The organism is Vibrio sp. Y58_MX_L22, from assembly GCF_024181865.1.
Lineage (GTDB): Bacteria > Pseudomonadota > Gammaproteobacteria > Enterobacterales > Vibrionaceae > Vibrio > Vibrio alginolyticus.
Map to the genome: position 1 here is coordinate 266,746 of NZ_JAMZAN010000001.1, position 15,868 is coordinate 282,613.

Annotated in this window: 16 protein-coding genes and 1 riboswitch; of the genes, 9 read left to right on the forward strand and 7 right to left on the reverse strand. The window is 42.7% G+C overall.

What is annotated here, in order from left to right:
- Nucleotides 1–4: 4 nt before the first annotated feature.
- From proW to NL626_RS01075, 5 genes are all read left to right on the forward strand, one after another.
- Nucleotides 5–1,090 (forward strand): glycine betaine/L-proline ABC transporter permease ProW, encoded by a 1,086-nt coding sequence (gene proW / locus NL626_RS01055; protein WP_005377778.1) that lies wholly within the window; start codon nucleotides 5–7, stop codon nucleotides 1,088–1,090.
- Nucleotides 1,083–2,090 carry a glycine betaine/L-proline ABC transporter substrate-binding protein ProX gene (gene proX / locus NL626_RS01060; protein ID WP_005385703.1) on the forward strand — a complete coding sequence of 336 codons (1,008 nt, stop codon included), beginning with the start codon at nucleotides 1,083–1,085 and terminating at the stop codon, nucleotides 2,088–2,090. The genes proW and proX overlap by 8 nt, the downstream gene beginning before the upstream one ends.
- Nucleotides 2,091–2,283: 193 nt before the next feature.
- Nucleotides 2,284–4,233: an LTA synthase family protein gene (locus tag NL626_RS01065; protein WP_253656904.1), complete on the forward strand. Its 1,950-nt coding sequence runs from the start codon at nucleotides 2,284–2,286 to the stop codon at nucleotides 4,231–4,233.
- 146 nt (nucleotides 4,234–4,379) lie between these two features.
- Nucleotides 4,380–4,745, forward strand: a complete 366-nt coding sequence (locus NL626_RS01070; RefSeq protein ID WP_170893821.1) for a VOC family protein — start codon at nucleotides 4,380–4,382, stop codon at nucleotides 4,743–4,745.
- Nucleotides 4,746–4,844: 99 nt separating this feature from the next.
- A complete protein-coding gene (locus tag NL626_RS01075) occupies nucleotides 4,845–5,228 on the forward strand; it encodes a hypothetical protein (RefSeq protein WP_054576467.1) in 384 nt (127 codons plus the stop codon).
- A gap of 89 nt (nucleotides 5,229–5,317) precedes the next feature.
- Here NL626_RS01075 and NL626_RS01080 read toward each other — a convergent pair whose 3' ends face one another.
- Together NL626_RS01080 and NL626_RS01085 are read right to left on the reverse strand one after the other, a co-directional pair.
- Nucleotides 5,318–6,052 (reverse strand): chromosome segregation ATPase, encoded by a 735-nt coding sequence (locus tag NL626_RS01080; protein ID WP_017820934.1) that lies wholly within the window; start codon nucleotides 6,050–6,052, stop codon nucleotides 5,318–5,320.
- Between the two features lie 31 nt (nucleotides 6,053–6,083).
- On the reverse strand, nucleotides 6,084–6,242 hold the full coding sequence (locus NL626_RS01085; protein WP_005377784.1) for a hypothetical protein: 159 nt from the start codon (nucleotides 6,240–6,242) through the stop codon (nucleotides 6,084–6,086).
- A gap of 527 nt (nucleotides 6,243–6,769) precedes the next feature.
- Nucleotides 6,770–6,869, forward strand: a riboswitch (glycine riboswitch).
- Between the two features lie 122 nt (nucleotides 6,870–6,991).
- Between NL626_RS01085 and NL626_RS01090 the strand changes: the two genes are divergently transcribed.
- Nucleotides 6,992–8,368, forward strand: a complete 1,377-nt coding sequence (locus tag NL626_RS01090) for a sodium:alanine symporter family protein (protein ID WP_005377785.1) — start codon at nucleotides 6,992–6,994, stop codon at nucleotides 8,366–8,368.
- A 118-nt stretch (nucleotides 8,369–8,486) separates the two neighbouring features.
- Here the strand turns inward: NL626_RS01090 and NL626_RS01095 are convergent, their stop codons facing one another.
- Complete coding sequence (locus NL626_RS01095) at nucleotides 8,487–9,053, reverse strand: hypothetical protein (RefSeq protein ID WP_005385713.1); 567 nt, start codon at nucleotides 9,051–9,053, stop codon at nucleotides 8,487–8,489.
- Nucleotides 9,053–9,688 (reverse strand): LysE family translocator, encoded by a 636-nt coding sequence (locus NL626_RS01100; RefSeq protein ID WP_017820932.1) that lies wholly within the window; start codon nucleotides 9,686–9,688, stop codon nucleotides 9,053–9,055. The genes NL626_RS01095 and NL626_RS01100 overlap by 1 nt, the downstream gene beginning before the upstream one ends.
- A gap of 223 nt (nucleotides 9,689–9,911) precedes the next feature.
- Here NL626_RS01100 and NL626_RS01105 point away from each other — a divergent pair, with 223 nt between their 5' ends.
- Nucleotides 9,912–11,384: a carboxypeptidase M32 gene (locus NL626_RS01105; RefSeq protein WP_005377788.1), complete on the forward strand. Its 1,473-nt coding sequence runs from the start codon at nucleotides 9,912–9,914 to the stop codon at nucleotides 11,382–11,384.
- A gap of 70 nt (nucleotides 11,385–11,454) precedes the next feature.
- On the opposite strand, the gene NL626_RS01110 is transcribed toward NL626_RS01105, so the two are convergent.
- The 3 genes from NL626_RS01110 to NL626_RS01120 form a co-directional block, all read right to left on the reverse strand.
- A complete protein-coding gene (locus tag NL626_RS01110; protein ID WP_064369089.1) occupies nucleotides 11,455–12,405 on the reverse strand; it encodes an LpxL/LpxP family Kdo(2)-lipid IV(A) lauroyl/palmitoleoyl acyltransferase in 951 nt (316 codons plus the stop codon).
- Nucleotides 12,406–12,825: 420 nt separating this feature from the next.
- Nucleotides 12,826–13,182 (reverse strand): multidrug efflux SMR transporter, encoded by a 357-nt coding sequence (locus NL626_RS01115; protein WP_033905208.1) that lies wholly within the window; start codon nucleotides 13,180–13,182, stop codon nucleotides 12,826–12,828.
- A gap of 102 nt (nucleotides 13,183–13,284) precedes the next feature.
- Nucleotides 13,285–13,671, reverse strand: coding sequence for a hypothetical protein (locus tag NL626_RS01120; protein WP_053303128.1), 387 nt, complete (start codon nucleotides 13,669–13,671; stop codon nucleotides 13,285–13,287).
- A gap of 340 nt (nucleotides 13,672–14,011) precedes the next feature.
- Here NL626_RS01120 and metA point away from each other — a divergent pair, with 340 nt between their 5' ends.
- Together metA and pilW are read left to right on the forward strand one after the other, a co-directional pair.
- Nucleotides 14,012–14,953 (forward strand): homoserine O-succinyltransferase, encoded by a 942-nt coding sequence (gene metA, locus NL626_RS01125; RefSeq protein WP_005377792.1) that lies wholly within the window; start codon nucleotides 14,012–14,014, stop codon nucleotides 14,951–14,953.
- Between the two features lie 179 nt (nucleotides 14,954–15,132).
- Nucleotides 15,133–15,858, forward strand: a complete 726-nt coding sequence (gene pilW / locus NL626_RS01130) for a type IV pilus biogenesis/stability protein PilW (RefSeq protein WP_017820928.1) — start codon at nucleotides 15,133–15,135, stop codon at nucleotides 15,856–15,858.
- The last annotated feature ends 10 nt before the right edge of the window (nucleotides 15,859–15,868 follow it).

Below are 15,868 nucleotides of genomic sequence, written 5' to 3' on the forward strand. Positions count from 1 at the left end.
CACGATGTCTTCAGAGCAAACTAACAATGATCCCTGGTCAAATACTGCTCCTGCGCAAGATGATCCTTGGTCGCAAGGTACAGAGGCCGCACCAAGTAATGATTGGCTCAACTCAGAAACTGTAGAGCAAGCGCCATTCGATATTATGAACCCATTCCAAGATGCGGTTTTACCCCTCGATAGCTGGGTAGAATCCGGTTTGAACTGGCTGGTGGAACATGGTCGACCTGTTTTCCAAGCAATACGAGTTCCAATCGACTTTATTCTAACGTCGTTTGAAACTGCTTTGGTGTCTACACCTGCGCCTATAATGGTACTCATTTTATTTTTGCTAGCGTGGCAGTTTTCCAATGTAAAACTTGGTTTTTCTACTCTTGTATCCCTTGTTTTCATCGGCCTAATTGGTGCGTGGTCACAAGCGATGACAACGCTAGCACTGGTGTTAACCGCCGTTTTCTTCTGTTTGCTTATAGGGCTACCAATGGGGATATGGTTGGCAAGGAGCCAAACCGCTGCCAAATTTGTTAGGCCAATATTAGATGCAATGCAAACGACTCCCGCATTCGTTTACCTTGTGCCAATTGTTATGTTGTTTGGTATTGGTAACGTTCCTGGCGTAGTAGTAACGATCATTTTCGCCCTGCCTCCCGTTGTGCGCCTGACTATTTTGGGTATTCAGCAAGTACCTGAAGAGCTTATCGAAGCTGGCCACTCTTTCGGGGCAAACAAAAAACAGATGCTTTATCGCATCCAGTTACCGTTGGCGTTACCAACTATCATGGCAGGTGTAAACCAAACCTTAATGCTGTCACTTTCTATGGTAGTGATTGCTTCAATGATTGCTGTTGGCGGCTTAGGCCAAATGGTACTTCGTGGTATTGGCCGACTTGATATGGGTCTTGCTGCCGTTGGTGGCTTAGGCATCGTTATTCTTGCGATTTTGTTAGACCGTATCACCCAGGTGTTAGGGGTTAATGCGGGCAACACTAAACTTCGCTGGTATCACACAGGTCCTGTTTCATACCTATTAAAACTGAAAACAAAGACGAACCAAGACGATCTAAAACTTAGGAGAAACATCAATGAATAATTCATGGAAGAAAGCGCTCTCTGTTGGAGCTCTAAGTACTATCGCATTTTCAACTTATGGTGTGGCAAGTGAACTACCAGGTGAAGGTGTCACTGTTCAGCCTGTTCAATCAACCGTTGCAGAAGAAACATTTCAAACGTTGATCGTAAACCGCGCACTTGAAGAGCTTGGTTACGATGTTAAACCGACCAAAGAAGTGGACTACAACGTAGGCTACACCTCTATTGCTAAAGGTGATGCTACTTTCTTAGCGGTTGGTTGGTTCCCTCTTCACGCCGATAAGTACACGATGTCTGGCGGTGATGATAAGTTCTTCCGTAAAGGCCAATACGTAAGTGGTGCTGCGCAAGGTTATTTGATCGATAAGAAAACCGCGGAAAAATATAACATCACTAACATTGGTCAGTTAAAAGATCCAAAATTGGCGAAGCTATTCGATGCAAACGGCGATGGCAAAGCGGACTTAACTGGTTGTAACCCAGGTTGGGGTTGTGAAATGGTTGTTGAGCATCAGTTGGATGCTTTCAAACTTCGTGACACAGTAACACACAACCAAGGTAACTACGCGGCGATTATCGCTGATACGATCTCACGTTACAAAAAAGGCGATCCGATTCTTTACTACACTTGGACACCGTACTGGGTAAGTGGCGTTTTAGTTCCGGGGAAAGATGTTGTGTGGTTAGAAGTGCCATTCTCTTCACTTCCTGGTGAGCGTAAGGACATTGATACAACACTAGAGAACGGTAAGAACTACGGCTTCGAGATGAACTCTATGCGCATCGTTGCTAATAAAGAGTTTACAGAAAACAACCCTGCTGCTGCAAAGCTGTTTGAAATCATCAAACTAAATATCAATGATGTTAGTGCTCAGAATATGATGATGAGCCAAGGTAAGAACAGCTCAGCGGACATCGAGTCTCATGTAAATGGTTGGATCAAAGCGAACCAGAAAAAGTTCGACGCATGGGTCGAAGAAGCGAAGAAAGCCGCAATGTAATCATGCCGTTATCAACCTCTAGAGCCAGTTGGTGTTATCAACTGGCTCTTTTTTACACAAACGCCCCTCCCCCTTACATAGACATACCAACACTTACACTACTCGACCATAAACCCACATTATAATTCACGTTTATTTCACGCTTGCTTTGCTAAAAACAACACAACATAACAATTAAACTATTCGAATAAATATGAAAAACTTATCAAAGAGCTCTGTGTGGGGGCCTTTGCAGCCAATTGCTGCCTTTTCTTTGTTTTCGCTTCTATTTCTGTCTATCTCAAGAGTTTTGCTAGCTTTTTGGCAGATTGACCGTATTGACTCTCTAAACGACTTAATTTACATCCTAGGTCAAGGTTTGCGCGTAGATATTGCAACGCTTTGCTGGTTATTTATTCTTCCAGCACTGTTTTCAACCTTCATGCCATTAACCGGTAAGATGGGAGAGTGTTGGAAGCGAATATTACGCATATGGATGGTTTTAGGGCTTTGGGTGCTTGTATACATGGAGCTCGCAACAGCGCCATTCATTCAGGAATACGACCTACGTCCAAACCGCCTGTTTGTGGAATACTTAATCTACCCAAAAGAAGTCTTGAGTATGCTCTGGACTGGCTACAAATTAGAACTGTTTATTGGTGCGTTAGGTACAGTTTTAACCATCACTTTAGGTTGGAAGTGGAGTAAGAAACTGACCGATAAGGCGCAGCAGGTCAACTGGAAATGGCGACCACTATTGGCACTTTTCGTTGTTCTTTTTGGGGTTGCAGGTGCTCGCTCATCTTTAGGGCACCGCCCGCTAAATCCTGCTATGGTCGCCTTTTCTAACGATCCACTGCTTAACGACTTAGCACTGAACTCATCTTACTCATTGTTGTTTGCGGTTAATAGCATGAAGTCAGAAAAGAGTGCTAAGCAGTTCTACGGAAAAATGGACACTCAAAAGATGTTGGAATTAGTTCGCACTTCATCAACAAAGTCCGACTTCACCCCTTCATTACTCCCAACCATGAACAGTAACCCCGCGACTTACCAGGGTAAACATAAAAACTTAGTGATTTTGCTACAAGAAAGCTTAGGCGCCCAATTTGTCGGTGCTTTGGGTGGTTTGCCTCTAACACCAAACCTTGATGAACTCATGAAGGAAGGTTGGCAGTTCACACAAATGTACGCCACTGGTACTCGTTCTGTTCGTGGAATTGAAGCCGTAACCACGGGCTTTCCTCCATCTCCGTCTCGCGCGGTAGTGAAGCTGAGTAAAAGCCAAACGGGTTTCTTTACCATCGCGGACTTACTGAAAGCTCAAGGCTATCACACGCAATTTATTTACGGCGGTGAAGCCAACTTTGACAACATGAAAACTTTCTTCTTTGGTAACGGTTTTGATCAAATAGTAGAAGAAGACGATTATAACAACCCAAGCTTTGTTGGCTCTTGGGGTGTTAGTGATGAAGATCTATATAACAAAGCAAACGAAGAGTTTGAACGCCTTTCAAAAAGCGACAAACCTTTTTTTAGCTTAGTTTTTACGTCAAGTAATCATAGCCCTTATGAGTATCCAAAAGGCAAAATTGAGCCATACGATTCAGAATATATGACGCGTAACAACGCCGTTAAATATTCCGATTACGCTTTGGGCACTTTCTTTGAAAAGGCGAAAAAGTCATCTTATTGGGATGATACCATTTTCATTGTAATTGCAGATCATGATGCACGTGTTTCTGGCGCTAACCTTGTTCCAGTTAAGCACTTTCACATTCCAGCATTGATCCTTGGTAAAGGCATTCAACCACGTAAAGATGACCGCATAGCAAACAACATAGACATGCCGCCTACACTGTTATCTCTGATTGGGGTAGATGCTAAAACACCGATGATTGGTCGTGATTTAACGAAGCCACTGGCTCGCGAAGATGAACGCGCAATGATGCAATACGACAAAAACTTTGGTTATTTAACGCGCGACAATCTCGTTGTGCTTTCCCCTGGTGAAAAGATATCGACCCTGGCGTACGACTTTAAAGACCAAACCATGAAGCCGCTAGAGGTGGACGAATCTATTATCGAGCGTGCAAAAGCAAACGCATTATTTGCATCTAAAGCGTATCAAAACAACTGGTATTCTTCCAAACACACTCATTAATACCAATGATTCCGCTGATAAAAAGGAGCTAAACGGCTCCTTTTTCTTATTCTGTCACTTACCTTCGAGAATGTTCTACTGACAACTCCTGTCGTTCCTTTCCGTTAGATTGCCCCTACTATTTCTAATTGATTAAGGAACAAACCATGCTGACTATCAATTCATTCGTTCTCTACGTTGAGGACATCCACATAAGCCAAGTTTTTTATTCGAAACTGTTCGAACGCAAAGTCACGCAGTTGTCTCCAACCTTCGCCGCTATTCCACTGACCGAAGGCTTAACGTTGACACTCAAGCAAAGAGATAATCTTTCACCCTACAGCGGAATTAGAGGTGGTGGCACCGAGTTGTCTTTATCGGTGCCCAATAGTCATATGCTAGAGCGCATTTACAAGCGCTGGAAAGACCTAGGTGTTGAGTTTGTTCAACCACCAGCGACATCAGTGTATGGGTTAAATTTTATGGCTATCGATCCAGATAAGCATCGCATTCGTGTTTTCACAAATGAATAAAAATGCGTTAAAAATGCTTTTTACCCATTCCCAATGTGACTTCAATAAATTAGACTCAAGGAAACATCAAAAGCGGCGTAGTAATAAGAAGGAATGCCCATGAGCTCAAGTATGATCCTTAGCGAATCCCTAATCGAGAGCGGAAGAGATATCCCCCTCAAAGAACTGCTTTATGCAAAGCGCGTGCTGGATAACTACATGGCAGTAGCCAAAGAAAGTAGCCCGCTTGAGCTATTAACTGAGATGAAATCGGCAGCAAAGCAAGTAGAATACTTTACAACGACGAGTAACCCGTGTGAGGCTCGTAATGTCATCAGTCAGATGATTGATAAAATCGACACCGCGGAATCTTTTGATTCGTTCAAAGCATTAGCAGGTAAGCCATCTCAAGCACTCAATGAACTAATTGAAGATCGAGCTCAGCTGATTAAACACGAACGAGAGCTCCTGCTCGCCTCAGGCTATGACGCCTCACGAATCTAATATACGAGCAGCCTTAAAGTCATAGCTAACAACGAAAAAGGAGCTCTTAAAGAGCTCCTTTTGCTTTTCAAAAATCGGATACAAAAGACTTAAAGGCCGATATCTTCCGTTATTGCTTTGATTTGTTTGAGGTCCATTTTATAGACTTCAATCATTTGATCGACCTGACTTAGTCGTGAATTAGCTTCGTCATGTTTATCACACGCGTCCGACTTCACGTCCCAAGATTTGCCTTCTAAAAATACGTCACACTCTTTCTTGAGTTTCTCAATCTTAGGTAATAATTTCGACCGTTCTTTCTCGAGAGACTCTAATTCTTGCGAAATTTTTAGCTCTTTCTGGAATACTTCGCGGGACCGCTCAAACATAGTCGCTTGCATATCCGCTTGACGACTCAACTTCTCATTTTCTGACTTCGTCGTGTTGATCTTATCTGCCTGCTGCTTCAATTGAGACTCTAGTGACAAGTTAACCTTCTCGACCTCAGTCAATTGCTTTTGCAACTTCTTAAGTGCTTTCTGATGAGCTTCATCTTTCGCGGCGAGTAACTCACTAACTTGGTTTTGTATCTCTTGGTCAAGCGCCTCTTCACGCACTTTTACTTGAGATGCCAACTGGGTTTTATCTTGCGTTAGTGCTTGATACTTTTCTTCTAATACGTGGTAAGTCGATTCCCACTTGTTCGCAGTGACAACCGATCCAACAAGGCCACCAAATGCCAAGCCTAACACCGCAGCGATTGCGATATAGATATGCGTACGTTTGTCACGCTCTTCAATGACAACTACGTCGTCTTGCTCTTCCATTTTGTTCTGAGAACTCACCGTATACTACTCCAAGGACTCTTTTACTTTGCTAGCGGATCAATTCCGCAAACATAATTGATGCTGTATAAATCAGAAATGCGCCAATTAATGTTATAACGGTCGCTTTTTGGACTTTTTCATTGGTTCGATAACGAAACAGCACAAATGCTACTGCAATCAACACCGCAATGGCTAATAATCTGGTCATACCGCCTCCTTGTCCACTCATGAAAAACTGCCTAGGTCCGTAGACTGTTTCACAAAGATTCATTGTAACCCATTTATACGTACCATAAGGTCAACTTAGCGTAGATTTTAAAATAAGTGCTCCGATTTTAATCAATTTTGTGTCCTTAATTGAATAACTTATGTCGTAACGGTCGAAACACATTTATCGTTCTGAAGTGTTTTTGGGTTCCATTCCCTAACCCAATAAATTTTATTTATGCCGTGACTCGCACAAAAAGATTGGCAAACATACCTTCATGAAAATTGATGAGGTTATTTCATTGAAAATAAATTGACATAGGGTGTTGAAATGGACCAAAAACATGATAGAGTTCACACGTTAATGATGACCAGCATCATTAACTAACCTTTACTCATTTAATTGAGTAATTGTTCCGATGAAGACTGCAGGAGAGTGGTTATTAATCAAATTTTAACATTTGATTAGCATAACTCGCCGAAGAATTAACTATTTCAGGTGCTACCTAGGTAGCGGGGACTGTAGTTGGAGGAACCTCTGGAGAGAACCGTTAAATCGGTCGCCGAAGGAGCAAGTCTTGCACTCACGCAAGGTGAAACTCTCAGGCAAAAGGACAGAGGAGTGGAAAGTTACAACCTAACTATTTTGCTTGGCCTTCCCGCCTACAACCAATAGCTTAGTTCTTTTAGAGATCGTTGATCTCGTCCTTTCCCTCTTCTCCTTATTAGTTGTTTTATTAAGGGGAAATCATGAACAACCTACAATCTTTACTACAAACCATCGATAATTTTGTCTGGGGTCCACCGCTGCTTATTTTGCTAGTAGGTACAGGGGTTTACTTCACTTTTAGCCTTGGCTTGATCCAGTTTAAACACCTCCCAACAGCGCTAGCGATGGTATTCAGTAAAGATAAGTCATCTAATACTCAAGGTGACGTTTCTAGCTTTGCAGCTCTTTGTACTGCGCTCTCAGCAACAATTGGTACTGGTAACATTGTTGGTGTTGCCACAGCAATCAAACTCGGTGGACCAGGCGCTCTATTCTGGATGTGGCTCGCTGCCCTTTTCGGAATGGCGACTAAATACGCCGAATGTTTGTTGGCGGTTAAGTACCGAAGAGTCGATGATAAAGGCCAAATGATTGGTGGCCCAATGTATTACTTGCAATACGGTGTTGGCTCAAAAGCTCTCGCGATCATGTTTGCAGTGTTTGCTTTGGGTGTTGCTTGTTTTGGTATCGGTACGTTTCCACAAGTAAACGCGATTCTGGATGCAAGTGAGATATCTCTTGGTGTTAACCGTGAGCTATCTGCCTTTGTACTAACTCTTTTGGTTGCTTTCGTAACTTTGGGTGGCATCAAATCCATTGCTAACGTTGCAGGAAAAGTGGTTCCTACCATGGCTGTATTTTATGTGTTGGCGTGTTTAAGCGTGATCATCATGAATGCAGACCAATTGTTCAATGCCGTTGAATTAGTGCTGGTTTCAGCCTTTACATCAACAGCAGCGACTGGTGGTTTTCTAGGTGCAAGCATCATGTTGGCAATCCAATCAGGTATCGCTCGCGGTGTGTTCTCAAATGAATCTGGTTTGGGTAGCGCGCCTATGGCAGCAGCAGCAGCGAAGACAGACTCTTGTGTTAAACAAGGCCTAATTTCAATGACGGGTACCTTTTTCGATACCATCATTATTTGTACCATGACAGGCCTTGCTCTAATCCTGACCGGTGCATGGCAAAGTGACCTTGCAGGTGCCGCGATGACGACTCATGCTTTTGCGGTGGGTTTAAATGCAGATACATTTGGCCCTATGCTCGTCTCAATCGGTTTGATGTTCTTCGCTTTTACCACCATTCTTGGTTGGAACTACTACGGTGAGCGTTGCGTTGTGTTCCTGTTCGGAACTAAAGCTGTGCTTCCATACAAACTGATTTTCGTCGGCTTGGTGGCATCTGGTGCATTCCTTCACCTCGATATGATTTGGCTACTGGCTGATATCGTAAACGGTCTGATGGCAATTCCTAACCTAATTGGTTTGATCGCACTGCGTCACGTCGTACTGGCAGAAACCAAACTGTTCTTTAGCTCAACATCGCAATCAGGTGAAGTTGAAGCAGTGAAAGCTTAGTGAAACGGCAGGTTTGCGGTCACAAACTACCAGTCACAGAGAGCAAAACACATTAGAAATGGTAAAAACACATAGCCCGCTATTATTTAGCGGGCTTTATTTATCTTCGGTTAAATGGTTAATCTCTCAACCATTGATGCTCAACGTTTTCTCCACGTTCTTCAAAAAACTTCGCATTTTTTTGCTTGAATTGATCCGCTTTCAACTCTGATAGCGGCCAGTCTAAAAATGCTTCTGTTACAAACGAGTCGCCGACACCAACCTCAATCGATTCCAGATGTTTCCCGATGTAGCGATAAAAGTAGCCTTGCCCAAACGCATCGCACACCATAGGTACATGCCTAACACGTTGATGATTGACAGAGACCGAAGCCCAAGTTGTCGTTTTAGGTTCACAGGTTTGCTCTTTTACAACGTCAACCTCAAATTTATTGTCCATAGTTGTCGAAACAAAAACGACAATAGCGTCATGCAAATACACACGCCTGAGCAATAACTGTTTAGTGTCTTGAGTTCGCGTTTGTTGTATTCCATTAGCAAAAGGCTCGAAGTAGCCCCAGTGCCAAGACCAGATCATGCCGCGTTGCGCAAACTGTACTTGTGGCCACGTATGCCAAGCAACAGCGGCACCTATCCCCACAATAAATACAGCGAGTAGTATCAACAATCGATAAATATTACGCATTAAACGGGTTTTTCAATTAATAACTTCACACCAAGTGCGACTAATACTGCGCCCGTCGCGCCTTCCATCCACTTCATAAAGCTTGCATTCTTTAGTAGATTTTTAGCCGAGTTAAGCGCGCCAGCTAAACCACACTGCCAAACCATCGCAATAGCAAAGTGTACAGATGCCATCATCATTGATTGAAGCAAGGGTGAACCTTCTGGATTCACAAACTGTGGCAAGAAAGCCAAATAGAAGACCGCCGTTTTCGGGTTCAAGACGTTAGAAAGAAAGCCCTCTCTAAAAGAGCGCTTACCATTAAACACTTCGTGAATCTGCTCGGTCACGGTCAATCCATCTTTCGACGACATTAGCGCTTTTAAACTGCTCAAACCAAGCCAGATAAGATAAGCTGCGCCAATCATTTTTACGATTTGGAACAACTCTGCTGATTGCGCAAGAATCGCCGAGATACCAACCGCAGAAAAAAAAGCATGTACGAATAAGCCAAAGCAAATCCCTAGACTGGTTGTACATCCATCTTTTAGGCCCGATCGGCTAGTGTTACGGATAACAAGTGCAGTATCTAAACCTGGCGTTAACGTTAAAATCGTAATGGCAATAATAAATGCCTCGAAATTCAAAATATCCATATTATCGTGATAATTAATTGTCAATCCTTCATCAATACCGCCAATCCACAAGATTCGCAAGCTTCTTTTTTAAGAGAGCTATACAACTGGGTGAGTTTATGGACAATGGGTTGGAGTTAATTGTTAATTATTAGTAAATTAACGCAGGTTGCTTAGTGCAACACCATATGAAGGACCCGTTATCGGGTGTTTAGGGAAAGAACAAAAGAATAAGAGTAGTCACATGAACGCATTTACAAAACTCGTTGAACATTCCAAAAAAGTGGCAAATTTTGAGCATCTATCAGCCATCATAGATTGGGATCAAGCGGCGGTCATGCCACCTGGTGGCGCTGAAGCACGCTCGAATGCCACGGCAGAGCTCGATGTACATATCCATTCTTTAATGACTCAACCGCACTTGGGAGAGCTTTTCGCTCAGGCAGAAGAAGAGACGCTGTCTACAAAAGAAAAATCTATCCTAAGAGAAATGAAGCGTGGGTGGCAGCAAGCTAACTTACTACCAGAATCATTAGTTCAAGCTCAATCTCTTGCTGGCTCCAAATGTGAACATGCATGGCGTACGCAACGTGGAGAAAATGACTGGGCTGGTTTTGAAAAGAACTGGGCTGAAGTCGTAAAGCTATCGCAGGAAGAAGCGCAAATTAGAGCCGAAGCAAATGGCACGACTCCTTATGATGCCATGCTCGATGTTTATGAACCTGGCACAACGTCTGCGTCGTTAGACATTCTTTTTGCTGACGTGAAAACCTGGCTTCCTACTTTGATCGATGAAGCGCTTGAAAAACAACAATCAGACAACATCTTATTGCCAACTGCACACTACCCTGCGGAAAAGCAAAAAGCGCTCGGTTTGGAAGTCATGAAGCTACTTCAATTCGATTTTGAACACGGTCGACTTGATGAGAGTACCCACCCATTTTGTGGCGGTGTACCGACAGATGTGCGTATTACGACACGTTATAATGAAAACGAGTTTGTCCAATCATTGATGGGGATTGTCCACGAAACTGGCCATGCTCGATACGAGCAAGGGCTACCAAAAGATTTATCAGGAACACCCGCGGGAGAAGCTCGCTCTATGGGTATTCATGAATCACAATCACTCTTCTTTGAAATGCAAATAGGACGAAGCAGCGCGTTTATCGATCACCTCGCTCGACTGGCTTCTAACCATTTTTCTGGTAGTGAATTCGAAAAAGACAATTTAGCCAAAATTTACACTCGCGTAGAAAAAGGCTTTATTCGCGTAGATGCTGACGAACTAACATATCCTGCTCACGTTATTCTTCGATATGAAATTGAGCGAGATCTCATGAACGGCGTCATCAAACATACAGATGTACCAGAACTCTGGAACGAAAAGATGAAAGCGTACTTGGGGCTATCAACCGAAGGAAACTTCAAAAATGGCTGTATGCAAGATATCCATTGGACAGACGGAAGTTTTGGCTATTTCCCGTCCTACACGCTCGGTGCGATGTACGCTGCACAATTTATGGCAGCAATGAAACAAACCGTCGATGTAGATGCGGTTATTCGTTCTGGCGACTTAGCTCCGATATTCAATTGGCTCTCGGAAAACATCTGGAGTAAAGGTAGCTTATTCACCACTGATGAGTTGGTAAAACAAGCCACGGGTGAAACACTGAATGCTAAACACTTTCAAGCTCACCTAAAAGATCGCTACTTATAAAGCGAAAAGAATAGAAAGTAAAAGCCCAAGGTTCGTATGTTCCTTGGGCTTTTTGTAGGCTCTCTATGTGTTATGCCAAGCTAGGGATGAGCCTAGGCTTGTACAAACAGTCCTCACCCTCTGGTCTAGTTTTAAACCGACGATGAAGCCACATATACTGGCTCGGACTTGCCATGATTGATGTTTCAACTATTTGATTCACGAATGCGGCGGCACGTTGATGATCCTCTTTCGGGAAACCTTCGACGGGCGCACTAATGGTTAGGGTATAGTGTCCGTCTTTTCCTCTTACCATCGTAAAAGGCACAATGGCGCAATCTGTAGAATCAACCAACAAACTTGTGCCTGTCGTAGTACAAGCATTTTTAACGGCAAATAACGGTGCAAATGTCGAGCGTCGGTTACCATAATCGTGGTCCGGTGCATACCAAACCCGCTCACCTGTTTTAAGTGCTTCAAGCATGGCTTTGACGTTTTTACGATCAATCAGTGTACGATTAGAGCGAGAGCGTCCCTTATACTGAAAATAATCAAAGCACGGATTATTGTTTGGGCGATAAACACCGGTTCCAGACTTTTTAATGCCAAAAGCTCGAGCACCTAACTCTAGATTCATTGAGTGTACGGCCAACATTAATGCACCTTTGCCTGACTTCTCTAAAGCCTCTAGATGCTCCATGCCTTTTATCGTGACGTGTTTGTTTACCCGTTTATCTGACCAAAACCATGCCATTGCGGTCTCAAAAAGTGCGATGCCAGTATTGTCGATGTTGTCTTTTAGAATTGCTTCGCGTTGGCATTCTTCCATATGAGGGAAGCAAAGCTCAAGATTGCGTCTGATCGTAACTTGACGTTTTCTCATGAGTCGCATAGCTAAACGACCAATGTTGCGTCCCAAAGCTAGTTGAACTTTAAAAGGAAGGAGGCTAAGTAAGTACATCACGCTAATGATAATTAACGTTCCCCAGTAACGAGGCAAAAGAAATTCGGCCTTGAATGCAGGCTTTTTGTATTTGTTCATGTAAGTATTGTCAGATGTGCCCATCTATAAGTGATAAAAACAATGATAATGGACTGCACTTTTATCATTGATAACGCTAATAACATAAATTAAAGCGCGCGGATTCTATGGTTCTTCGACACACTACACAATAAGAACTTTGCAGAAATATGTAGGGAATGAAAAAGCAGTAAAGATGAGTCGCCACGTTAACATCTATCGGAGTGATTTATCTACTGCCCTTTTCTAAAGTTTGAAGAAACATAACTTTGTATTTTCAATGCGCTAAATAATGCCTATTTTTCAATCACATAATGCGACCGTGATGAATGCAACAATAAGACATCATATCAATACTCGCCATTAGCGATTGAATTTGCACTAAAAAGCCGCAGCAATTTCTCGCTGCGGCTTCTTATTCACTTAACAAGTAGAGTGGCGTTATTCGTACCCTACTGTTTTGGATAATAAATTTACGATCAACACACCAGCGATGATAAACCCAATACCAACTAGGGCTGGTAAGTCTAGACGCTGTCCGTAAACAAAGTAACCAACCGTCGCAACCAAAACGATCCCAGCACCACTCCATATGGCATAAACAACCCCGACAGGCATTGTTTGCACTGTGACGGAAAGCAAGAAGAAAGCGATGCCGTAACCAATCAAAACGACTGTGCTCGGCATTACTTTCGTAAATTGCTCTGTTTTGGGAATATAAGAAGTGGCAATCACTTCACATACAATCGCTATCGACAGCGCCAACATTGGTGGCATAGAGACAAGCATTTTGAACATAAGGCATTAACGCTCAACAGAAATGTAACCGACAACATGTCCGGATAATTAGGCCGCGCATTATACCCAACTCATCTCACGATGGAATACCACTAACGATGTTTACACACCATCACTTTCGCTTACTTTTTGATGACCAGGTGAAAGGCTGACGTTTTGGTGCTGACGAGAAATTTCAAAGTAGATATGCATATCAATCGGCTCAGGTGTATTGAGTAGCATCTTACCTACTTCACGTTGGAAATGACCATAATTACCTAGCTCATCCGTTAGTTCTAGGAGCTCGTAAGAGGCTTCATCGGCAAACATTCCATACGCATACTGATAATGACTGATATCCTTGCTCTTATCATAACCCAGCTTTTGAAGAGCTTGATCAATCTCTTCCGGCGTATAAATGTCTTTATCACCAAACGAATGCAGTAGCACGCAAGGAACTTCTTGAGCGATGCCCTGAATCTTTGTCTTTCTCTTGAAAATACCGAACATAATGTCCTCCACTGACGATGTTTCCAAATATGCACATTAATGCAAAATGGTGAGCTGATTGTTTTTAGTATGGCTCATTAATTTGAGACTTCCTTACTACGAAGTCACCTTCACATATTAACGTGATCGCATAATTACCAGCAAATAGTACACACTGCGTTTCAAACCTATCTCATCAGAAACTCTGCTTTAGTCACAATTGTGTGACAACCCCGAGTACGGTTTACCATAATGTAAAGAGTAGATTGAAAAGTCGGATTTCGTATCGACATCTAAACTTAATTAAGTTAGCTTTAGAAGTATAGACGTCTAGATTGACTATACTTAGGGAGAGAAAGTCGTGCCAATTAGAATTCCAGATCAATTACCAGCTACCGATGTATTAAGGACAGAAAACATCTTCGTGATGAGTGAAACGCGTGCAGCGAGTCAGGAAATACGTCCTTTAAGAGTGCTGATCCTTAATCTGATGCCAAAAAAAATAGAGACTGAAACTCAGTTTCTGCGTCTACTCTCAAACAGCCCACTACAGGTTAACGTCGAATTACTGCGCATTGATAACCGCCCGAGTAAAAATACGCCAACTGAACATTTAGACACGTTTTATCGCCAATTTGAAATGGTGCGAGATAAAAACTTCGATGGCATGATCATTACTGGGGCTCCATTAGGTTTGGTGCAATTTGAAGATGTCATTTATTGGGATCATCTCAAAACCATCATGGAGTGGGCAAAAGATCATGTGACATCCACTCTTTATGTTTGCTGGGCTGCGCAAGCAGGGTTAAAGCTACTCTACGATCTACCTAAAAAAACGCGTAAAGAAAAACTTTCAGGCGTGTATCATCATCAAATCCATCATCAATTTCACCCTATCTTACGCGGATTTGATGACACGTTTTTGGCTCCTCACTCGCGTTACGCAGATTTTTCGCCTCACTTTCTAGAAGAGCATACTGACTTAGACATTTTAGCGACATCGGATGTCGCAGGTGTGTACTTGGCCACCACAAAAGACAAACGCAATGTCTTTGTCACAGGACACCCTGAGTATGATTCTCACACCTTACATAATGAATATATCCGAGATTTAAGCGAAGGTATGGAGCCCGCTATTCCTGTCAACTATTACCCAAACAACAACCCAGATAACCCACCAATTGCAAGCTGGAGAAGCCATGGACACCTCCTCTTTTTAAACTGGCTGAACTACTGTGTTTATCAGCAAACACCGTACGACCTCGATCACTTCAGTGAAGATGCTTTCACTAAAGACGATTAGCTTCAAAATAAGCAAACAAAGCACTCATCATTACCGAAATGTAATATGTGAACCAAGCCGCCATATGGCGGCTTTTTCATAACAGTTTGCAAACCTGATCGCATAGTGTTTTTTCCTCAATAGGCTTTTGCTAAGTAATTCATATCATGCAGAAAGATTCAGGGATGTAGGGATAAAGAATGAAAACAGCAAAGCTCGGTGCACTAATATTATTGTCTCAGTTTGCACTCGTGGGTTGCGTGACGGTGAAAGAAGATGGAAGCCCTGTCGTTAAAGCCGATCCTGTGGCAATGGCAGAATCACGTATCGCACTAGGCTTAGGTTATTTAGACGGCGGTAACATGATTCGCGCGCATGATAACTTACAACAAGCCTTAAACCACGCACCTCAATACTATCGCGCGCAATTATCTATGGCTCACTACTACGAAACGGTTGGTGAAGATATTAAAGCCGAACAGATGTATAAACGCTCTCTACGCCAACATACTAAAAACGGAAATGTGCTCAATAACTACGGTACTTTTCTTTGCAAGCGAGGTGACTTCGAAAAAGCCGATCAGATGTTTAATCGAGCCATTGAGCAGCCTTATTACTACCTTATTCCAGCGAGCTATGAGAATGCAGCTTTTTGTGCTCTAAAATCACAAGATAAAGACAAAGCGAGATACTACTTTACTAGAGCTATCGATCATGATCCCCATAGACCAAAATCGATTTTGCAACTCGCTAAAATAGAAATTGATAGCGGTGATTATACTGAAGCTAGAATTCGATTAATGAGATTCAATCAAATGTATGGCGTAAAGAAGCCTTCTTTGCAACTCATGATTCAACTTGAACGTGCAGCAGGCAATGAAGCTCTCGAGAAAAAGTATCAAAAACAATTGGAAAAATTTTCTTAGTACAAAATAG

Excerpts from the sequence above, each read along its gene's own strand:
- NL626_RS01115 (WP_033905208.1), bottom strand. The coding sequence starts at position 13,182 with ATGTTCAAAATGCTTGTCTCTATGCCACCAATGTTGGCGCTGTCGATA.
- NL626_RS01110 (WP_064369089.1), bottom strand. The coding sequence starts at position 12,405 with ATGAACAAATACAAAAAGCCTGCATTCAAGGCCGAATTTCTTTTGCCT.
- NL626_RS01120 (WP_053303128.1), bottom strand. The coding sequence starts at position 13,671 with ATGTTCGGTATTTTCAAGAGAAAGACAAAGATTCAGGGCATCGCTCAA.
- NL626_RS01095 (WP_005385713.1), bottom strand. The coding sequence starts at position 9,053 with ATGCGTAATATTTATCGATTGTTGATACTACTCGCTGTATTTATTGTG.
- NL626_RS01100 (WP_017820932.1), bottom strand. The coding sequence starts at position 9,688 with ATGGATATTTTGAATTTCGAGGCATTTATTATTGCCATTACGATTTTA.
- proX (WP_005385703.1), top strand. The coding sequence starts at position 1,083 with ATGAATAATTCATGGAAGAAAGCGCTCTCTGTTGGAGCTCTAAGTACT.
- proW (WP_005377778.1), top strand. The coding sequence starts at position 5 with ATGTCTTCAGAGCAAACTAACAATGATCCCTGGTCAAATACTGCTCCT.
- NL626_RS01070 (WP_170893821.1), top strand. The coding sequence starts at position 4,380 with ATGCTGACTATCAATTCATTCGTTCTCTACGTTGAGGACATCCACATA.
- NL626_RS01075 (WP_054576467.1), top strand. The coding sequence starts at position 4,845 with ATGAGCTCAAGTATGATCCTTAGCGAATCCCTAATCGAGAGCGGAAGA.
- NL626_RS01085 (WP_005377784.1), bottom strand. The coding sequence starts at position 6,242 with ATGACCAGATTATTAGCCATTGCGGTGTTGATTGCAGTAGCATTTGTG.
- NL626_RS01105 (WP_005377788.1), top strand. The coding sequence starts at position 9,912 with ATGAACGCATTTACAAAACTCGTTGAACATTCCAAAAAAGTGGCAAAT.
- pilW (WP_017820928.1), top strand. The coding sequence starts at position 15,133 with ATGAAAACAGCAAAGCTCGGTGCACTAATATTATTGTCTCAGTTTGCA.
- NL626_RS01090 (WP_005377785.1), top strand. The coding sequence starts at position 6,992 with ATGAACAACCTACAATCTTTACTACAAACCATCGATAATTTTGTCTGG.
- NL626_RS01065 (WP_253656904.1), top strand. The coding sequence starts at position 2,284 with ATGAAAAACTTATCAAAGAGCTCTGTGTGGGGGCCTTTGCAGCCAATT.